Origin of the sequence: Streptomyces xantholiticus (assembly GCF_014651015.1) — a bacterium.
GTDB lineage: Bacteria > Actinomycetota > Actinomycetes > Streptomycetales > Streptomycetaceae > Streptomyces > Streptomyces xantholiticus.
Genome location: NZ_BMWB01000004.1, coordinates 313,742 through 332,612 on the forward strand (window position 1 = coordinate 313,742; position 18,871 = coordinate 332,612).

An 18,871-nucleotide genomic window follows, 5' to 3' on the forward strand; every position below is an offset into this window, starting at 1 on the left:
CCCCCCCGCGGCCCCTGCCGGCGCATCACCCGCGGCGTCACACCGATCAGGCTGCTGGTGGACCTGGTGAGGGCCGGGATCGGCGTCGGGATCGCGCCACGCCGGATCGGCGAGGACGCCGGGCTGCCGTGTGTGACGATCCGGCAGCCGGAACAGGGCAGGCAGGTGGTAGAGCATCACCGCGCCTGCGGAAGCCCGCGGCCGCGGAGCTGCTCGACCACCTGACGGGTGCTACGGCCGCAGCGCCCTGAGCAGCATGTCGGCGAGGTGGTCGGCGACCTGCTGCTTGGTGAGCGGGCCGTCGGGGCGGTACCAGGTGGACAGGTGGTGGATCGAGCCGAAGTGGTAGTCGACGACGAGGTCGGCGGGTGTGGCGGAGGAGAAGACGCCGCTCTGCTGTCCCTCCTCCACCAGCGCGCGGAAGCGCTCGTGGTAGCGGCGGCGTTCGGCGCGCACCTGCTTGTGCTTCTCGGGGCTCAGGTGGTGCATGGAGCGGAAGAAGATGTCGGCGTCGTCGAGGTTGTCGATGGTGGTGACGACGACGTCCGCCGCCGCGCCGCGCAGCCGCGTCGCGACGGGTTCTTCGGCGTCCGCGTAGGCGTCGAGCCGCTGCTGCTGGACCCGCAGCACGCGGGCGTAGACCTCGTGGAGGAGGTCCTCCTTGGAGCCGAAGTAGTGGTACAGCGCGCCCTTGGTGACGCCGGCCGCCTCCACGATCTCCTGCACCGAGGTGCGGTCGTAGCCGCGCTCGGCGAAGAGCCGGGTGGCAGCGGCCAGCAGCCTCTGCGGCACGGGGGTGCCGTCCCCGTCCGTCGTCCTGGCCATTGCCGCAACCGCCTTTCTTTCTGTTCTTCGTTGCCGTTGCCCGATGCCTGTTACGCCGGGGAACGCAGTTCCCGCCTGAGGATCTTCCCACTTGTCGTCTTCGGGAGCTCCGGCAGTACCTCGACTTCACGGGGGTACTTGTAGGCGGCCAGCCGCTCGGCGCAGTACGTGGAGATCTCCGCGGGGTCGACGAGGGCCCCGGGACGCAGGCTGACGAAGGCCTTCACGCTCTCGCCGCGGTAGGAGTCCGGGATGCCGACGACGGCCGCCTCGCGGACGGCGGGGTGGGTGTAGAGCACGTCCTCGACCTCGCGCGGCCAGACCTTGAACCCGGAGGCGTTGATCATGTCCTTCTTGCGGTCGACGACGTAGAGCCATCCGTCGGCGTCCATGAAGCCGATGTCACCGGTGCGCAGTTCACCGTCGGGGAAGGCTTGAGCGGTGGCCTCGGGCAGCCGCCAGTAGCCGGGCACCACATGCGGGCCGCGGATCGCGATCTCGCCCTGTTCACCGAAGGGCACGTCCTGACCGTCCTCGTCGACGATCCGGACGATCGTGTCCGGGCCGGGTATCCCGACGGAGAGGGTGCCGGAGGCCGGGTCGACGGGGGCCTCCTTCTCCGGGGGCACGGAGGCGCAGGGTGCGGTGCATTCGGTGAGGCCGTAGCCATTGCGGATGTACGGCCCGAAGCCGGCCCGGAACTTCTCGACCAGTGCCGGCGGCACCGGCGCGCCGCCGGAGGAGATCACAGCGAAGGAGCTGAAGTGCTCCCGGGTGGCGGCAGGGTGGGCGGCGAGCGCCATGAAGGCCGTGGAGGGGCCGACGGTGTACGCGGGGCGGTGTTCCAGGAACGCGTCGAGGACGACACCGGCATCGAAGCGGTACGCGAGCGCCAGGGTGCCCGCGTTGGCAAGGCAGACGGCGAGCTGGCAGACCATGCCGGTGATGTGGAACAGCGGCGCGAGCACGAAGTAGCAGGCGCCTTCGGGCACCGGGTGGCCGGTGCGCTGGCGTTCGGCGTTGTAGGTGATGCCGCCGTGCAGGTTCATGGCGCCCTTGGGGGTGCCGCTGGTACCGGACGTGTAGCTGATCAACGCCACGTCGCCCGCGGCGGGTTCGCGTCCGGTCGGGGCGGGCAGGCCGCGGCGGGCGACGGCGAGCAGGTCGTCGGCGTCGGCGGCGGGCGCGCTGCGCTCGAAGCCGAGGACCCTCTCGTCGCCCCGGGTCTGCAGGTCGAGTTCGCAGGCGGTGAGGGCGATCCGTACGGGCGAGGCGGCGGCGCAGTCGCGCAGGTACGCCTCCCATGCCCGGTCGGAGCAGATCAGCGCGGTCACCTCGGCATCCGCGAGGACGTGCGCGACCTCGCCCGACTTGTACATCGGGTTGAGCGGGACGACGGTGGCCCCGGCCTTCCACGCTCCGAGGAGGGCGATCACGAAGTGCGGGGTGTTCTGCAGCATGATCGCGACGCGGTCGCCGCGCGAGACACCGCGGGCGGCGAGGTGGCCGGCCACCGCGTCGGACAGTTCGTCGGTCTCGCGGTAGCTCAGCCGGCCGTCGAAGTAGGCGAGAGCGGTGTGTTCGGGGGCGCGGGCGACGGCGGCACGGAAGGAGTGCACGACGGTCGGGTGCGGGTCGATCGGCGCCCGCTGCGCTTCGCTGAGCTGGGAGAGCCAGGGTTTGGCCGCGTAGATCGAGCTCATCGGCCGGTCTCCTCCCACTTCTGCTGGATGTGGTTCATGCCGGCCAGCCAGCGCTCGTTCTGCGTCGCGCGGGCCGCGTAGTACTCGGCGACCTCGGGATGCGGAAGGACGAGGAAGCGGTCCTCCGTCATGGCCTCGAAGAGGGAGGCGGCCACGTCCTCAGGCTCGATCGCGGTGGGTGTGAGGACCAGTTCGCCCGCCGTGCCGCTCGCGGTCAGCATGTCGGTGCGCACGCCCTGGGGGCAGATGGCGTGGACCTTGAGGCCGCGGTGCCGGTAGGTGAGGGAGAGCCACTCGGCGTAGGCGAGCGCGCCGTGCTTGGTGACGCTGTAGGGCGCGGCGCCGATCATGGTGAGGAGGCCGGCGGCGGAGACGGTGGAGACGAAGCGGCCGCTGCCGCGCTCGAGCCAGTCGGGCAGCAGCGCCCGGCTCGCCCGCACGTGCGCCATGACGTTGACGTCCCAGGCGGCGGCCCATACGTCCTCGTCGGCGAAGGCGTCGCCGCCGGAGCTCAGTCCGGCGTTGGCGCAGTAGACGTCGACGACGCCGTCGAGGGCGTCGCGGGCCTCGTCCACGATCTGCGAGGCGTCGCCCGGTACGGCGGTGGCGCCGATCTCGTCGGCGACGGTCTTGGCCTTGCCCGCGTCGATGTCGTTGACGACCACCCGGGCGCCTTCGGCGGCGAACCGTCGGGCCAGCGCGGCTCCGATACCGCCGCCCGCGCCCGTGACGACGACTCCAGCGCCCTGCACCGTACTCATCGGCTCAGCCTCTTCCTGGCTCTCGTACACCGGTCCCCGGCAGACTAACCAGTCGGTATGTCGCTGCGGAAGAGGAGAGACACAACCACGTGCCGGGATCGTTCCCCGGGGCCGACATGAGCGCTAGCGTGCAGTGGTCATGACACACGGTGTTCACGGAGGTAGCTCTATGAGCCTGTCCAGACGGGGTTTGCTGGTCGTGGGCGGCGCGCTGGGGGCGCTGGCCGCCACCGGCTCGCCCGCCGCGGCCCACTCGGGCCACGGCCGGGTCCGCACCGGATTCGAACGCCTGGCCGCCGACGGGTACGCAGCACTGTCCGGGCAGCGGGTCGGAGTGGTCACCAACCCGACGGGCATCACCCGTGAGGTCCGCCACATCGTGGACGTGATGCACGCCGACGACCGCGTGGACCTCGTCGCGGTCTTCGGCCCCGAGCACGGTTTCCGCGGCACCGCACAGGCCGGCGGCTCCGAGGGCCGCTACGACGACCCGGCGACCGGACTGCCCGTCTACGACACGTATCTCAAGAGCGGGCAGCCGCTCGCCGACATCTTCACGGCCTCCGGCGTCGACACGGTCGTCTTCGACATCCAGGACGCGGGCGCCCGCTTCTACACGTACATCTGGACGCTGTTCGACTGCATGCAGTCGGCGGCCCTCGCCGGCAAGCGCTTCGTCGTCCTCGACCGGCCGAACCCGGTGACCGGCAGAACCGCCCTCGGACCGGTGCTCGACAAGGCGTTCTCCACCTTCGTGGGCCGTGAGCCCATCTCACAGGCGCACGGAATGACGGTCGCCGAGCTGGCGCTGCTGTTCAACGGCGAGTTCCTCACCCGCCCCGTCGAACTCGAGATCGTGCGGATGAAGGGCTGGCGGCGGAGCGACTTCTTCGACGAGACGGGCCTGCCCTGGGTGCCACCGAGCCCCAACATGCCCACGCCGGAGACCGCGCTGGTCTACTTGGGCACCTGTCTGTTCGAGGGCACGAACCTCTCCGAGGGCCGCGGCACCACCCGCCCCTTCGAACTGCTGGGTGCCGAGGGCGTCGGCCCGGCCTGGGCGGAGGCCGCGAACACGCTCGGCCTGCCCGGCATCCGCTTCCGTGAGGCGTATTTCACGCCCACGTTCTCCAAGTTCCAGGGGAAGACGGTCGGCGGCGTCCAGCTGCACGTCCACGACCGCGCGTCCTGCGACCCGGTCCGCACGGGCATCGGCCTCCTGGTGACGGCGAAACGCACCTGGAGCGGCTTCGCCTGGCGCTCCGACAACTGGATCGACAAGCTGACGGGCTCCACCAAGGTGCGCACCCTGATCGACGCGGGCGCGGACACCGACGAGGTCGTCGGCGCCTGGCACGACGAACTGGCCGCGTTCAGCACCGTACGGAAGCAGTACCTCCGCTACTGACGCGGGGCACGCCGGGCGCGGTGCACGGTACGAGGTATGGCCGTTTCTCCTCTTGCGCAGGATGCTGGGTCGGCAGCGCAACGCAAGGGGAGGGGCGGGCCATGGCGGGGACGGGCATGCGGCCGTACCGGGAGATCTGCTTCGACGCGGACGGCGATCCGGGCGGCGGTCCCTACAACCTGCTCGCCGGTCTCGACGTCACGGACCTCGTCGTGTTCGCACATGGCTGGAACAACTCCCCCGCCACCGGCCGCCGGCTGCACTCGGCGTTCTTCGCGCCCTTCCCGAAGCTGCTGGCGGGCGCACCCGGCACGCGCGCCGCCTACGCCGGCGTGCTGTGGCCCTCGATGCGGTTCCCCGACGAGCCGTTCCCCGGCGCCGAGCGGGCCGAGGACGCCTCGGCGCCGACGGGCCGGGGGCTGGACAAGACGACGCGGGACCTGCTCTCCTGCCTCTTCCCCGGGCACGGGGCGACGGTGGACAAGCTGGCGTGGCTCCTCGACGAACAGCCCGGCTCCCGGGCGGCGTTCGCCGAGTTCGGGTTGCTGGCCCGGCAGCTGACGGCGGTGCCGCCGGGCGGGCTGGAAGCGGCGTTCGCGGAGGATCTGCCGCGGGACGAACAGAGCCCGCCGGCCGTCCTGTACGAGGACCCGCTCACGCTCTGCGGACGGCTGGCGGCGGCCCTCGGCGCAAAGGCGCCGGACGGCGGGCCGGGCACGGCCTGGCGGGGTGCGAGGGAACTGCTGCGGCAGACGACGTACTACGCGATGAAGCGGCGGGCCGGCACCGTCGGCGAGCTGGGCCTCGGCCCGCTGCTGGGTCGGCTGTCGCGGTCCGCACCCCACGTACGCGTCCATCTCGTCGGTCACAGCCACGGCGCGCGGCTGGTGGCGTTCGCGCTGCGAGGGCTGCCGGAGGGCGCGCGGAACGTGAAGTCGGTGACGCTGCTCCAAGCGGCCTTCTCGCACTACGCGTTCGCCACCGGTCTCCCTCACGCCCCGCACCGCTGCGGGGCGCTCGGCGCCCTGCAGCACCGGGTCGAGGGGCCCGTGGTGGCCTGCCATTCGCGGCACGACACCGCGCTCGGGGTGTTCTACCCGCTGGCGTCGAGTCTCGCCGGCGACACGGCCGCCGCCGCCGGGGCCGACCAGCGGTGGTGGGCGATGGGGCATGACGGGATCCGGGCCGTCGCGGACACGCCACGCCTGACGCTGGATGAGGCACTGCGCAGTGGGCTGCCCGCAGCCGGCTGCGTCAATGTCGACGTCTCCGCCGTGGTGCGCCACGGGTGGCCGCCGACGGGTGCGCACGGCGACATCTGCCATGAGGAACTGGCCCGGGTGGTGCTGACGGCGGGCCGTTTCACGGACGCCGCGACAGGGTCGTGATCCGGCCGAAGCGACACCGATCCCTTTTCGATGGAGCCGAAACGGGCACTCCTACGTCCATTCCTCAACGCCGATGTACCAGCGACGGAGGTGTCGTTACGATGGCAGGTTTCCGGAGTCTCGCGAGACAGGTGCGCGACCCGCGGTGTGATCTGGCGCTGCGGCGCTATTCCCTGCGCAAGTGCCTGGAACGGTTCGCCCCTTATGGGCACCGAGCCACCTGGGACCACCTGTGCGTCAGGCACCGTATCGATCCGGAGGACAGGGCTCCCGATCCGGCGCGGCTGGTGGCCGCGCTCGAGGAGCTGGAAGACGCGCGGGCCGTCTGGCTCGCCTACGAGGACAACTTCGCGGACCGTCGCAAACGGGAGAAGCACCACGGGCTGCGGCGGCCCGGACACATCGACGACTGGCACCGCAGGACCTGGGGCGGCAACGGCGTGGCCCGCTGTGACACACCGGCGGAGCACCCGTCCGCGCCGCTCGGCGAGGTGCTGCGCAGGCTGATCGGCGCGCTCGAGGCGGAGCCGGGGGCAGCGTGCCCGGTGTGCGGCCAGACGCACATCGTGTGGCGCCAGGACCTGGGGCACGAGCCGTGGTCCGGTCCGGTCTGCACCGGCTGCGGCATCGTCGTGCCGCAGCCGGTTCTGGCTCCGGAAGCCATCACGGCCGCGCGGCGGGCGGCACAGCGCGAGCTCGCGTCGGTGGCGTGATACGGGGCCCGGCCGTCGGCCGGGCCCGGTTCCGGCCCTGGAGGCCGGAACCCGGAGGGTCACGCGGGCGCGCGGGACCAGGTCTCCTCGGTGAAGCGCTGCTCGTGAGGGAGCGCCAGCAGGCCGACCTTGAACAGCAGCACCGGGTCGGCGTCCCGGGCACGGAGCCGGGCCGGTGCGTGTTCGAGGATCCACGCCTGCAGTTCGGGCAGCGGCTCGTCGCGCGTGTGGTCGCACCACCAGGGGACGACGTTCGTGCTGTCGTCGAGGAGTTCGTCGATCCACCACTCGACGAACAGCTCGAGACAGGCGTCCGCCCTGCCGCCGACCGGCTGCTCGGCCCATCGGGCGAGATACGGCGTGACGGTGCTGCTCGCGGTCACACAGGCCTGGAACACGGTCATCGCGTCCCACGGTTCGTCCTGCGTGTTGAGGGTGTGGGTCCACCAGGCGTGCAGGAAGTCCGCCACGGCGCCGGCCTGTTCGGCGGGCCAGCTCTGCCAGCCGGAGCGTCCGAGTCCGGTCAGGTCGTAGGCGTCGAGGTCGGCGAACCTGCCGTCGGCGAGTTGCTCGGCGAGCTGCGGCAGGATCCGGCGCATGGCGGCCTGGTGGTCGTCGAAGTGGCTCGGCACTTCGTGGGCGAACATCCGCAGGACGTCGTCGGGCAGTTGCGCTCCAGGCGTGCTCAACAGCGCCGTTTCCTCCGGCAGATGGCACATTCCGCAGCCCGTCTCCCCGGGGCTGGTCATACCGGCGAAGACCGTCCGGATGTGCTCGACCGCCGCGTCGAGTGCTGGTGAGGCCATGTGCGCCACGTCCCGTCGCCTACTCCGGTCGCGGCTCCCGCCCGCCGAAGAGCGCGACGCTACCAGTAGCGAAAACCGGTGGGCCAGCGGGATCCGCAGTGCGACAGTTGGCGGCGATGCGAACCACCACCGAGGAGCCCTGACATGTCGACGCTGCGCGTCACCGCCGAAGTACTGACCGTGCACCAGCACCCGAACGCCGATGCGCTGGAGCTGGCCCAGGTGGGCCTGTACCGGGCCGTCGTCGCCAAGGGCGTCTACCGCACCGGCGATGCCGCGCTCTACATCCCCGAGCAGGCCGTGCTCCCGGCGGCGCTCGTCGAGGAGCTGGGGTTGACCGGCCGGCTCGCGGGCGGTGACGCCAACCGGGTCAAGGCCGTTCGGCTGCGGGGGGAACTGTCGCAGGGGATCGTGTGCCGCCCGCGGGCGCTCGCGGACGTGGACCTGGTGCGCGCGGCGGCGGACGGCACGGACTTCGCGGACCGGCTCTCGATCACCAAGTGGGCGCCGCCGATCCCGCCGCGGATGAACGGCGAGGTCGAGGCGGCGCCGGACCTGCTGCCGTGGGTGGACATCGAGAACCTGCAGCGGTACCCGGACATCTTCGAGCCCGGCGAGCCGGTCGTACTCACCGAGAAGCTGCACGGCACCGCGTGCCTCATGACCTACAGCACGGCGGACGGCGGACGGGTGCAGGTCTCGTCCAAGGGATTCGGAGCCAAGGGGCTGGCCATCAAGGAGGATCCGGCGAACCTCTACTGGCGCGCGGTGCTCGGGCACGGTGTGCCCAAGATCGTGGCGCGCCTCGCCGAGCGGCTCGGTGCGAGCCGGGTGGGCGTGTTCGCCGAGGTGTACGGCGCCGGCGTCCAGGACCTCGGCTACGGCAAGAACGCGCGGGCGGAGAACGGGCTGGGCTATGCCGTCTTCGACATCTCGGCGGAGATCGACGGCCAGGTCCGCTGGCTGGACCCGGCGGCCGTGCTCCACGGGGAACTGCCGGTGGTGCCCCGCCTGTTCGCGGGTCCTTACGATGCGGACCAGGTGCTGGAGCTGGCGAGCGGCCGCGAGACCGTTTCGGGCCGGCGGCTGCATCTGCGGGAGGGCGTGGTCGTCCGTCCGGCGGTGGAGCGGTACAGCCCCGTCACCGGGGGCAGGGCGATCGCCAAGGTGGTCAGCCCGGCGTATCTGACCCGCAAGGGCGGTACGGAGTTCGAGTAGCGCGAGCAACGAGGCGGGCCCGTCACGGGGGTGCGGGCCCGCCTTCGGCCGTGTGAGGCCCGTCGTCCTTGGCGCGCCGCCGCTCCGCCTCAGGCCCCGTCGTCCTTGGCGCGCCGCCGCTCCGGCAGCAGGCGGGAGCCGGTCAGCCGGTCGCCGAAGACGTCGTCCGGGTTGGACAGCACACAGGTCTCCAAGGAGAGGCAGCCGCAGCCGATGCAGTCCGTCAGATGGTCGCGGAGCCGGCCGAGCTGCTTGATGCGCTCGTCGAGCTCACCGCGCCAGGCCTCGGAGAGCCGGGCCCAGTCGCCCCGGTCGGGCGTCCGTTCCTCCGGGAGCTCCGCGAGGGCCTGCCTGATGGTGGCGAGGGGGATCCCGACGCGTTGGGCGGCGCGGACGAAGGCGACCCGGCGCAGCGCGTCCCTGCCGTAGCGACGCTGGTTACCGCTGGTGCGGCGGCTGCTGATGAGGCCCTTGGACTCGTAGAAGTGCAGGGCCGACACGGCGGCGCCGCTGCGGGCGGAGAGCTGGCCGACCGTGAGCTCGTGGATCTTCTCTGGAATCTGTGGCACTCCTCGGAGCCTACTGGTCCGTCGTTGACAGGACGAAGCTCGCCCACCATGCTGAGCAAGCGCTTAGAAAGCATGACGAACGCTTGAGAGGCAGGGACCAGGGACATGGCTGAGCCGAGGATCTTCACCTCCCCCGAGGAGCTGCGCGCCGGTGTCGGCGAGCAACTGGGACACAGCGACTGGCTGGAGGTCGACCAGAAGCGGATCGACCTCTTCGCGGACGCCACGGGCGACCACCAGTGGATCCATGTGGACCCCGAGCGTGCCGCGAGCGGCCCCTTCGGCACGACGATCGCCCACGGCTATCTGACGCTGTCCCTGCTGCCCGCCCTGGTACCCCAGGTGCTGCGGGTCGAGGGCATGAAGATGGGCATCAACTACGGCAGCAACAAGGTCCGATTCCCCGCCCCCGTGCCCGTGGGATCGCGGCTGCGCGCCACGGCGGTGGTGCAGGACGTGACGGAGGCGGGCGGCGGCGTGCAGGTGACCGCCCTCGTCACGATCGAGCGCGAGGGCGGCGACAAGCCGGTGTGCGTGGCGGAGTCGGTGTCCCGCTACTTCTTCTGAGCACTCACCATGCGCAGGACGAGGTCGGCGTAGAGAGCGCCGACCTCGTCGGGCGTCCGGCGGCCCTGCGTGTTGAACCAGCGCGCCACGTCGATGCAGAGCGACAGCACGGCGACCGTGGTGCCGGGCACGTCCGGCACGTCGAACTCGCCCGCCTCCACGCCTTCGTTGAGGATGCGGCGCACCACGGCGTCGCTCTGTCTGCGCAATCCGAGGATCTCGGTGCGATGGGTGTCGCTCAGCGCGTCGAGTTCGTACTGGACGACGCGGGCGGTGGTGTACCGGCCGGCGTGCCAGCGGACGAAGGAGCGCACGGCGTCGGCGAGCCGCTCGGTGGGTGTGCCCACGCCGTCGTAGGCGGCGTTGAGGATCTCGAGGGCCTTGTCGTGGCCGATCCGGCTGATCCGGTGGAGCAGCTCTTCCTTCGTCTTGTAGTGGATGTAGAGCGCGGCCGGGCTCATGCCGGCGCGGCCGGCGATGTCGCGGGTGGTGGTGGCGTGATAGCCGCGCTCGGCGAAGGCCTCCACGGCGGCGACGAGCAGTTTCTTGGCCGCTTCAGGGGTGACCTCGTCCCACGGCTGCTCATCGCCGGCCGCCCGCTCCGCCGTCTCGTCCGCCGCGCTCATCGCTCGTTCGCCCCTTTCGTGGCCAGGCGAACACCATACCCCGAAGGTGAGCAAGCGCTTAGAGCTTGATCAGAGCTTCTGGAACGGATCATGCTCCGCGAGCAGCTTCTCCAGTCTGGCCTGATCCACTCGGCTCACGATCTGACCGGCCTCCTGCCGGTCCCTGACCACCTTGGCCAGGGTGAAGGCGGAGGTCGTGAGATAGAGGACCGCGATGCCGAGGAAGGCGCGCACCCAGGCGTCTGTCTCCATGTTGAAGATCCCGACGGCGACGGCCCCGAGAGCGATTCCGAAGGATGCGACGGCCTGACCGTAGTACGCCGCCGTGTTCTGCTGCTTGACCGGTGTCTCACTCATGCGGTCAGCTTCGCGGCGTGTCGCCGGGCCCACATGGGCGCTGGTACTCAGAACGGCTACTCAGCCTGCCCGGGCGGCGCGCCTCAGAACGCGGAGACCCCGGTCAGCGCCCGGCCGATGATCAGCTTCTGGATCTGGCTGGTGCCCTCGTAGAGGGTCATCACACGGGCGTCGCGCAGCAGCTTGCCGACGGGGTACTCGTCGATGTAGCCGTAGCCGCCGAAGACCTGGAGGGCGTTGTTGGCGGCGCGTACGGCGGCCTCGGAGGCGAACAGCTTCGCCTTGGAGGCGGCGGTGGCGAAGTCCTGGCCGCGGTCGATCAGATCGGCGACCCGCCAGGTCAGCAACCGGGCGGCGTCCACGTCGACGGCGATGTCGCTGAGCAGCTCCTGGACCAGCTGGTAGTGGGCGATGGACCTGCCGAACTGCTCGCGCTCCTTCGCGTAGCCCACCGCGGCATCGAGGGCCGCCTGCGCGATGCCGACGCAGCCCGCCGCGACCGACATCCGGCCCTTGGCGAGGGCGGACATGGCGATGGAGAAGCCCTTGCCCTCGGGGCCGAGCAGGGCGGACTCCGGCACCCGGACGTCCTCGAGCACCAGCTCGGCCGTGGCCTGGCCGCGCAGGCCGAGCTTGCCGTGGATGGTCCGGCGGGTCAGACCGGGAGTGTCGGTGGGGACGAGGAAGGCGGAGACGCCCTTGTGTCCGGGGGCGTCGTCGGTCCTGGCGAACAGCAGCACCACATCGGCCCAAGTGCCGTTGGTGATGAACATCTTGGAGCCGTTGATCACCCAGTCGCCGCCGTCGCGGACGGCCCGGGTGGTGAGACTGCCCGCGTCGGATCCGGTGCCGGGCTCGGTGAGGCCGAAACAGCCGAGCGCCTCCCCCGCGGTGAGCCGGGGCAGCCAGTGGAGCTTCTGGTCCTCGGTGCCGTACGCGGCGATCGTCTTGCTGACCAGTCCCAGCGACACCGAGACGATGCCGCGGACCGAGGAGTCGCCACGGCCCAGCTCCTCGGTGACGAGGCAGTACGAGAGGTGGTCACCGCCGCAGCCGCCGTACTCCTCCTCAATGGTGAGCCCGAGGAATCCGAGCGCGCCGAGCTTTTGGACGATGCCCCGGTCGACGTCCTCGGCGCGGTCCCACTCGACCACGTGCGGGGAGATCTCGCGGTCGACGAAGTCCTTCGCCAGCTGCCGGACGGCAGTCCGCTCCTCACCAAGCTCCAGATTCATGCGCGGTCACCCCACATTTAACTATCACTGCTAGTTTCTTTTGTGCAGGCCCTACTATGTGCCGCATGGCCCGACCGCGCAAGCCCCTCCTCAGCAGAGACCGCATCATCGAGACGGCGAGCGCACTCGTGGACGCCGAGGGGCTCGACGCGGTCTCCACGCGCCGGCTCGCCGCCGAACTCGGCGTCAGCGGCCCGTCGCTCTACAACCACTTCCGCAACAAGGACGAGATCCTCGACGCCGTCGCCGACGCGGTCAGCGCCCGTGTCGACCTGTCGATGTTCGACGAGGACGACGGCCGCGACTGGCGTACCGCGCTGCACGACTGGGCCGTCTCCTACCGCGCCGCCCTGAGCGCCCACCCCCACACCGTCCCGGTCCTCGCCCGCGGCCCGGGCCGCCGCCCGGCCGGCCTCAAGGTCGCCGACGCCGTCTTCGGCGCGATGGTCCGCGCCGGCTGGCCGCCCGCGCAGGCAACGTCCATCGGCGCGCTGATGCGCTACTTCATCACCGGCTCGGCGCTCGGCTCGTTCGCCCGCGGCTTCGTCGACGACGCATCGGCGTACGACCCGGCCGACTACCCTCACCTGGGCCAGGCCCATCTGCTCGCCGACCGGCAGGAGCAGGTCGACGAGGGCGCGTTCGAGACGGGGCTGCGGGCGCTGCTGGACGGGCTGGCGATGCAGTACGAGACCGTCGCGCAGGACGCGGCCGCGCAGGGCACCCTTCGGCGCCCACCGAAGAGTGCCTGACGCATCCTGGGAGGCATGACCTCCTCCCGGGACCTCGCCGCCTTCGCCGCACTGCTCGCCGACGAGACCCGTGCCGCCTTCGCCCTGGCGCTGCTCGACGGGCGGGCGTGGACCGCCGGGGAGCTGGCACGCCACGGCCGGGTCGCCCCGTCCACCGCGAGCGAGCACCTCGGCAAGCTCGTCGCGGGCGGGCTCCTCGCCGAGGAGCGGCAGGGGCGGCACCGTTATGTGCGGCTCGCCGACGACCGGGTGGCACATCTGGTCGAGGAGCTCGCCGCGTACGCCGCGCCGTGCCCCCTCCCGTCCCCGCGGAGCCTGCGCGAGTCCACCGCCGCGAACGCCATGGCACGCGGACGCACCTGCTACGACCATCTCGCCGGCCGGCTCGGCATCACGATCACCCGGGCCATGACCGACCGGGGACTGATCAGCCAGACGTCCGGGTTCGCCCTCACCGAGCGGGGCAGGGCCTGGTTCGGCGAACTGGCGATTCCGCTGGAGCACGCCGGCCGCCGGCCGCTGGCGCGCGGCTGCCTCGACTGGACCGAGCGCCTGCCCCATCTCGCCGGTGTCGCCGGCGCCCGGCTGTGCGGACACGCGTTGGAGGCGGGGTGGTGCGTGCGGATCGGCTCCGAACGGGCCGTGAAGGTCACCTTGGAGGGTGAGCGCGCGCTGAGCACCCTCCTCGGCATCGAGCCCGGGACATTGCGGTGAGCGCCGAAGCCTCCCGGCCGTACGGTCACCCCATGACGAACTCCAGCCGCCACGCGCGATGGCCCGCCCTCGTGGCCGCCGCCGTCACCGTCGTCCTGTGGGCCTCCGCCTTCGTGTCCATCCGCAGCGCCGGTGACGTCTACTCCCCCGGCGCGCTCGCCCTCGGCCGGCTGCTCGCCGGGGCGCTGGCCCTCGGCTGCGTCCTGCTGGTACGGCGCGAAGGTCTGCCGCCGCGCGCCGCCTGGCCCGGGATCGCCGTGTCGGGGCTGCTCTGGTTCGGCCTCTACATGGTGGTGCTCAACTGGGGCGAGCAGCAGGTCGACGCGGGCACGGCGGCCATGGTCGTGAACATCGGACCGGTGCTGATCGCCCTGCTCGGCGCGCGGCTGCTGGGCGAGGGCCTGCCGCCCCGGCTGGTGGCAGGCATGGCGGTCTCCTTCGCGGGCGCGGTGGTCGTGGGCCTGTCCATGTCGGGCGACGGCGGATCGTCCGCGCTGGGAGTGCTGTTGTGCCTGCTGGCGGCGGTGGGGTACGCAGGCGGGGTGGTCGCGCAGAAGCCGGCGCTGGTCCATGCGAGCGCGCTCCAGGTGACCACCTTCGGCTGCCTGGTGGGCGCGGTCGTGTGCCTGCCGTTCGCCGGGCAACTGGTGACCGAGGCCTTTGACGCCCCGCTCTCGGCGACGCTGAACATGGTGTACCTGGGGGTGTTCCCGACCGCGCTCGCGTTCACGACGTGGGCGTACGCGCTGGCGCGTACGACGGCCGGCCGCATGGGCGCGACCACGTACGCCGTCCCGGCGCTGGTGGTCCTGATGTCCTGGCTGGCCCTGGACGAGGTTCCCGGCCGGCTCACCCTCGCGGGCGGCGCCTTGTGCCTGGCGGGCGTGGCGGTGTCGCGGTCGCGCTCCCGTGCGGCCTCTGCGGCCGGTGCCGGGCAAGCGCCGACGCCGGCCGGTGCGGAACGCCGGTCACCTTCGCACTGAGTGCCCGCGGCCGGCCGAGTGCCGACCCGCAGCGGGCGTCGGCAGGTGCGCTTCCCGGCCGCGACGGGGCGCCGCGGCCGGGAAGCCCGCCTCACTCGGCGGAGGCCGCCGCGGGGACGGCCCCCGGTGCGGGGGCGTTCCGTGCGGCGCGGGTGGCCAGAATCCTGATCGACACCAGGGCGATCACGGCGAGCCCGATGATGTAGGCGGACACGGCCATCGACGTGCCGGTGGCCTCCAGCAGCAGGACCATCATGAACGGCGCGAGGCCACCACCGAAGACGGCCGCGATCTGATAGCCGAGGGACGCGCCGGTGTAGCGCATCTCCGCGGTGAACAGCTCGGCGAACAGCGCGGCCTGCGGCCCGTACATGATGCTCAGGAAGCAGCTGGTGACGAAGGTACCGACGCCGAGCCAGAGCAGCGAGGCGGTGTCGATCAGCAGGAACATCGGCACCGCCCAGACCAGCAGGCCGATCGCGCCCGCGGCGTAGATCCGCAGCCGCCCGATGCGGTCGGACAGGGCCGCCGCGGCGGGTATGAGCACGAGCTGGGTGAGGCTCACGCACAGGGACACCGCCAGCACGGCACTGCGCTTCATGTCCAGCTCACGGGTCGCGTAGTCCAGCACCCCGGTGATGATGATGTAGAAGGTGGCCGTGTTGACGGCGAACGAACCGCCCGCGAGGAACACGGTGCCGAGGTGGTTGCGCAGGATCGTGCGCAGCGGGGAACGGGCCGCGCTCTCGCCCTTCTCCTGCTCGGCGAGCGCGCGTTCGGCCTCGCGGAACGCGGGCGTCTCCTCGACCTTGGTGTGGATGTACCAGGCGAGACCGAGAACGAGGAATCCGACGAAGAACGGGACGCGCCAGCCCCAGGCGGCGAAGGTGCTCTCGCTGGTGACGGAACCGGCGACGAGGAAGACGGTGTTGGCCGTCACCACGCCGATGGGGACGCCGAGCTGGACGAGGCTGCCGTACAGGCCGCGCTTGCCCTCGGGGGCGTACTCCGTGGCCATGAGCATCGCCCCGCCCCACTGGGCGCCGACGGCGATGCCCTGCACGACGCGGAGCAGTACGAGAAGGATCGGCGCGGCGATGCCGATGGTCTCGTACGTGGGCAGTAGCCCGATCCCGGCCGTCGCGACGCCCATCAGCGTCAGCGCGAGGACCAGCATCGGCTTGCGGCCGCGCTTGTCGCCGAGCTGCCCGGCGATGACGCCGCCGACGGGGCGGGCGAGGAAGCCGACGGCGAAGGTGGCGAAGGCGGCCAGTACGCCGGCGGAGGAGCTGCCGGCGGGGAAGTACAGGTCGCCGAGGACGAGGGCGGCTGCGATGCCGAAGACGAAGTAGTCGTACCACTCGACGGCAGAGGCGAGCGCGGCAGCTGTGGCGACGCGGCGCCGATGGGGATCGGCCGGAGCGGTGGTCGGGACGGGGTTGGGAACGGGGGTGTCCATGCGTGCACACTCCACTGGGTGCGGGGACGAGGAGTGCGGGGAACATACCGACCGGTGGGTATGGAGTCAACCGGATGCACGGTGACGATTTCCGTGACCCGGCGCAGGCGTCCCCCGGCCCGCGGGCAGCACGAGAAACCCCGGCGGCGGCGCGTGCCGGGGCTCCGTGACCGGGGGCGTCAGAACACGATGAGCGCCCGCGCGCCCTTCCCCGCCAGCATGTTGTCGAACGCCGCCGGAATGCCGTCCAGCGCGATCTGTTCCGTGACGAGCGCGCTCAGGTCCAGCCGGCCCGCGCGGATGTGGTCCGCGAGGAGCGGGAGGTCCGCGGCCGGGTCGGAGTTGCCGTAGACGCAGCCGGAGAGCGTGCGGCCCCAGTGGAAGAGTTCCAGCGCGTTGAAGGTGACCTGCTGGTCCTTGCCGCCGATGCCGACGACCACCGTGCGGCCGCCGCGGCGGGTGGAGTCCCACGCGGTGCGGATGGTCGCGGCGCGGCCGACGCACTCGATGGCCACATCCGCGCCCCGCTTGCCGGTGAGCGCCCGGATCTCCCTCGCCGTGGTGTCGGAGGCGACGACGTACTCGGTGGCGCCCGCCCGGCGGGCGAGTTCCTCCTTCTCCGGGGAGACGTCGACGGCGATGACGGGCCCCGCGCCCGCGATCCGGGCCGACTGGAGGGTCGCGAGGCCGACCCCTCCGACGCCGAGGACCACGACGGACTCGCCCTCCCGCACGCGCGCCGCGTTGTGGACGGCGCCGTAACCGGTGAGGACGGCGCAGCCGAGCAGCGCGGCGTCGGTGAGCGGGACACCGTCGGGCACGGGCAGGACGCAGTTCGCGGCGACGACCGTCTCCTCGGCGAACGCGGCGACGTTCAGTCCGGGATGGAGCTCGGTGCCGTCCGCCGCGACGGCGTGCACGCGGCCCGCACCGGTCAGCGCGTCGGCGCACAGCCACACCTCGCCGATCGTGCAGGCGTGGCAGGCCCCGCAGGAGGGCGCCCAGTTGAGGACGACTCCGTCGCCGGGGGCGACATGGGTGACGCCCTCGCCGACGGAGACGACCGTGCCGGCGCCCTCGTGACCGAGCACGGCGGGAACGGGCACCCGCATGGTGCCGTTGGACAGGGACAGGTCGGAGTGGCACACCCCGGCGGCGGCGAGCCTGACACGGACCTGGCCGGGGCCGGGCTCCGGCAGGGAGATCTCCGTGATCTCCAGGGGAGATCCGACGGCGGGCAGGACGGCTGCACGGACCACGATGGTTTCCTTACCGCTCAGAGCTGTCGGAGCTGTCAGAACTGGAGGGACTTGGTCTGGAGATACTCGGCGAGGCCGTGCGGCCCGAGCTCGCGGCCGACGCCGGACTGCTTGTAACCGCCGAACGGCGCCAGCGGGTTGAACCGCCCGCCGTTGATGTCGACCTGGCCGGTGTCCATCCGGCGGGCGAAGGCCACGGCTTCGGCGTCGTCGCCCGCCCACACCGCGCCGGCGAGCCCGTAGACGGTGCCGTTGGCGATGGCGAGGGCATCGTCCTCGTCCTCGTACCTCAGGATGGAGAGGACCGGGCCGAAGATCTCCTCCTGGGCGATGGTCATGCCGGGGGTGACGTCGGCGAAGACGGTCGGGCTGACGTAGTAGCCCGTCTCCAGCGGCGCTTCGGGGCCGCCGGCAACGAGCCGGGCTCCCTCGGCGACGCCCTTCGCGATGTAGCCCCGGACTCGTTCCCGCTGCTTGGCGTTGACGAGCGGGCCCACCCGGTCGCCGGGTACGTACTTGGCGACGGCGGCCGCGGCGAGTGCGACGGCCTCGTCGTACCGGTCGCGGTGCACGAGCATCCGGGTCCATGCGCTGCAGGTCTGGCCCGAGTTGGACATCACGTTGGCGACACCGGCGTTCACCGCCTTCGCGAGGTCGGCGCTCGGCAGGATCACACTGGCGGACTTGCCGCCGAGTTCGAGCGCCACCCGCTTGATCGCGCCTCCCGCGGTGGCGCCGATCTGCCTGCCGACGGCGGTGGAGCCGGTGAAGGACACCAGGTCGACGCCTTCGTGCTCGGCGAGCGCCTGGCCGGCGACCGTCCCGAGGCCGGTGACGAGATTGAACACGCCCGCCGGGACGCCCGCGGCATGGACCGCCTCGGCGAAGAGCTGCGCGGTCAGCGGGGTGTCCTCCGCTGGCTTGAGCACGACGGTGCAGCCGGCTGCCAGCGCGGGTGCGACCTTGGCGACGATCTGGTGCAGGGGGTAGTTCCACGGGGTGATCGCGCCGACGACGCCGACGGGCTCCATCAGTACGGTGGAGTTGCCGAGCTTCTCCTCGAAGGAGTAGGAGCCGGCGAGCTCCGCGTAGGAGCCGGCGACCTTGACGGGCAGACTCGCGTGGACCGCCAGAGCCAGGGCGGGTGGTGCTCCGAGCTCGGCGGTGACCGTCTCGGCGATCTCCTCCGTCCGCCGTCCGAGCTCGTCGCGGAGTGCCGCGAGCCGCTGGGCCCGCTCGGCGGGCGGCGTCGCCGCCCAGGCGGGGAACGCGGCGCGGGCCGCGTGCACGGCGGCGTCGACGTCCTCCGCCGTGCCGGCCGGGACATGGCCGATGACCTGCTCGTCCGCAGGGTTGACGACCGCGATCGTGTCCGGTGCCGCGGCCGGCTGCCACTGGCCGCCGATGTACATGCCGTCGTGGGCCTTCATCGCTCTCCTCCACGCCTGGGGTAGGGTCCGCGCCCCAAACTAGCGCCGTTAGTTTTACGGCGCCAGAGGCATCCGGCGTGCCGACGGCCACTGTTTCA

Annotated in this window: 19 protein-coding genes and 1 pseudogene; 9 read left to right on the plus strand and 11 right to left on the minus strand. The window is 71.8% G+C overall.

What is annotated here, in order from left to right:
- Positions 1–225: pseudogene (locus tag IE198_RS35080) on the plus strand (hypothetical protein); the annotation flags it as partial.
- A gap of 6 nt (positions 226–231) precedes the next feature.
- On the opposite strand, the gene IE198_RS10055 reads toward IE198_RS35080, so the two are convergent.
- The 3 genes from IE198_RS10055 to IE198_RS10065 are packed head-to-tail and all read right to left on the minus strand — an operon-like array spanning position 232 to position 3,289.
- On the minus strand, positions 232–825 hold the full coding sequence (locus tag IE198_RS10055; RefSeq protein WP_189884908.1) for a TetR/AcrR family transcriptional regulator: 594 nt from the start codon (positions 823–825) through the stop codon (positions 232–234).
- Positions 826–875: 50 nt separating this feature from the next.
- Entirely contained in the window at positions 876–2,528 is a 1,653-nt protein-coding gene (locus tag IE198_RS10060; RefSeq protein WP_189884910.1) for an AMP-binding protein, read from the minus strand.
- Complete coding sequence (locus tag IE198_RS10065) at positions 2,525–3,289, minus strand: SDR family oxidoreductase (protein ID WP_189884911.1); 765 nt, start codon at positions 3,287–3,289, stop codon at positions 2,525–2,527. The genes IE198_RS10060 and IE198_RS10065 overlap by 4 nt, the downstream gene beginning before the upstream one ends.
- Before the next feature lie 169 nt (positions 3,290–3,458).
- Here IE198_RS10065 and IE198_RS10070 point away from each other — a divergent pair, with 169 nt between their 5' ends.
- The 3 genes from IE198_RS10070 (at position 3,459) to IE198_RS10080 (ending at position 6,798) form a co-directional block, all read left to right on the plus strand.
- Positions 3,459–4,697 (plus strand): exo-beta-N-acetylmuramidase NamZ family protein, encoded by a 1,239-nt coding sequence (locus IE198_RS10070; RefSeq protein WP_189884913.1) that lies wholly within the window; start codon positions 3,459–3,461, stop codon positions 4,695–4,697.
- A gap of 101 nt (positions 4,698–4,798) precedes the next feature.
- The gene (locus IE198_RS10075) at positions 4,799–6,085 is read left to right on the plus strand and encodes a serine-threonine protein kinase (protein ID WP_189884916.1); all 1,287 of its coding nucleotides are present in this window, start codon (positions 4,799–4,801) and stop codon (positions 6,083–6,085) included.
- Positions 6,086–6,186: 101 nt separating this feature from the next.
- Complete coding sequence (locus tag IE198_RS10080) at positions 6,187–6,798, plus strand: hypothetical protein (RefSeq protein WP_189884918.1); 612 nt, start codon at positions 6,187–6,189, stop codon at positions 6,796–6,798.
- Positions 6,799–6,857: 59 nt separating this feature from the next.
- On the opposite strand, the gene IE198_RS10085 is transcribed toward IE198_RS10080, so the two are convergent.
- Positions 6,858–7,604: a hypothetical protein gene (locus IE198_RS10085; protein ID WP_189884920.1), complete on the minus strand. Its 747-nt coding sequence runs from the start codon at positions 7,602–7,604 to the stop codon at positions 6,858–6,860.
- Positions 7,605–7,748: 144 nt separating this feature from the next.
- Between IE198_RS10085 and IE198_RS10090 the strand changes: the two genes are divergently transcribed.
- A complete protein-coding gene (locus IE198_RS10090) occupies positions 7,749–8,822 on the plus strand; it encodes an RNA ligase (ATP) (RefSeq protein WP_189884923.1) in 1,074 nt (357 codons plus the stop codon).
- 89 nt (positions 8,823–8,911) lie between these two features.
- On the opposite strand, the gene soxR is transcribed toward IE198_RS10090, so the two are convergent.
- Positions 8,912–9,391 (minus strand): redox-sensitive transcriptional activator SoxR, encoded by a 480-nt coding sequence (gene soxR, locus IE198_RS10095; protein WP_189884925.1) that lies wholly within the window; start codon positions 9,389–9,391, stop codon positions 8,912–8,914.
- A 105-nt stretch (positions 9,392–9,496) separates the two neighbouring features.
- Here soxR and IE198_RS10100 point away from each other — a divergent pair, with 105 nt between their 5' ends.
- Entirely contained in the window at positions 9,497–9,958 is a 462-nt protein-coding gene (locus IE198_RS10100; RefSeq protein ID WP_189884927.1) for a MaoC family dehydratase, read from the plus strand.
- Here the strand turns inward: IE198_RS10100 and IE198_RS10105 are convergent.
- The 3 genes from IE198_RS10105 to IE198_RS10115 form a co-directional block, all read right to left on the minus strand.
- Positions 9,946–10,584: a TetR/AcrR family transcriptional regulator gene (locus IE198_RS10105; protein ID WP_189884929.1), complete on the minus strand. Its 639-nt coding sequence runs from the start codon at positions 10,582–10,584 to the stop codon at positions 9,946–9,948. The genes IE198_RS10100 and IE198_RS10105 overlap by 13 nt on opposite strands.
- 69 nt (positions 10,585–10,653) lie before the next feature.
- Positions 10,654–10,941, minus strand: a complete 288-nt coding sequence (locus IE198_RS10110) for a YiaA/YiaB family inner membrane protein (RefSeq protein ID WP_100106388.1) — start codon at positions 10,939–10,941, stop codon at positions 10,654–10,656.
- 83 nt (positions 10,942–11,024) lie between these two features.
- The gene (locus tag IE198_RS10115; protein ID WP_189884931.1) at positions 11,025–12,176 is read right to left on the minus strand and encodes an acyl-CoA dehydrogenase family protein; all 1,152 of its coding nucleotides are present in this window, start codon (positions 12,174–12,176) and stop codon (positions 11,025–11,027) included.
- 65 nt (positions 12,177–12,241) lie between these two features.
- Here IE198_RS10115 and IE198_RS10120 point away from each other — a divergent pair, with 65 nt between their 5' ends.
- From IE198_RS10120 to IE198_RS10130, 3 genes are read left to right on the plus strand one after another with little or no spacing between them, the layout of a single operon-like run.
- Positions 12,242–12,928, plus strand: coding sequence for a TetR/AcrR family transcriptional regulator (locus IE198_RS10120; protein WP_189884934.1), 687 nt, complete (start codon positions 12,242–12,244; stop codon positions 12,926–12,928).
- 15 nt (positions 12,929–12,943) lie between these two features.
- Positions 12,944–13,642, plus strand: coding sequence for an ArsR/SmtB family transcription factor (locus tag IE198_RS10125; protein ID WP_189884936.1), 699 nt, complete (start codon positions 12,944–12,946; stop codon positions 13,640–13,642).
- Positions 13,643–13,674: 32 nt separating this feature from the next.
- A complete protein-coding gene (locus tag IE198_RS10130; RefSeq protein ID WP_189884938.1) occupies positions 13,675–14,625 on the plus strand; it encodes a DMT family transporter in 951 nt (316 codons plus the stop codon).
- A 91-nt stretch (positions 14,626–14,716) separates the two neighbouring features.
- On the opposite strand, the gene IE198_RS10135 is transcribed toward IE198_RS10130, so the two are convergent.
- The 3 genes from IE198_RS10135 to IE198_RS10145 form a co-directional block, all read right to left on the minus strand.
- On the minus strand, positions 14,717–16,084 hold the full coding sequence (locus IE198_RS10135; protein ID WP_189884940.1) for an MFS transporter: 1,368 nt from the start codon (positions 16,082–16,084) through the stop codon (positions 14,717–14,719).
- A gap of 179 nt (positions 16,085–16,263) precedes the next feature.
- Positions 16,264–17,343: a Zn-dependent alcohol dehydrogenase gene (locus IE198_RS10140; RefSeq protein WP_189884941.1), complete on the minus strand. Its 1,080-nt coding sequence runs from the start codon at positions 17,341–17,343 to the stop codon at positions 16,264–16,266.
- Positions 17,344–17,378: 35 nt separating this feature from the next.
- Complete coding sequence (locus tag IE198_RS10145) at positions 17,379–18,773, minus strand: aldehyde dehydrogenase family protein (protein WP_189884943.1); 1,395 nt, start codon at positions 18,771–18,773, stop codon at positions 17,379–17,381.
- Positions 18,774–18,871: the final 98 nt, after the last annotated feature.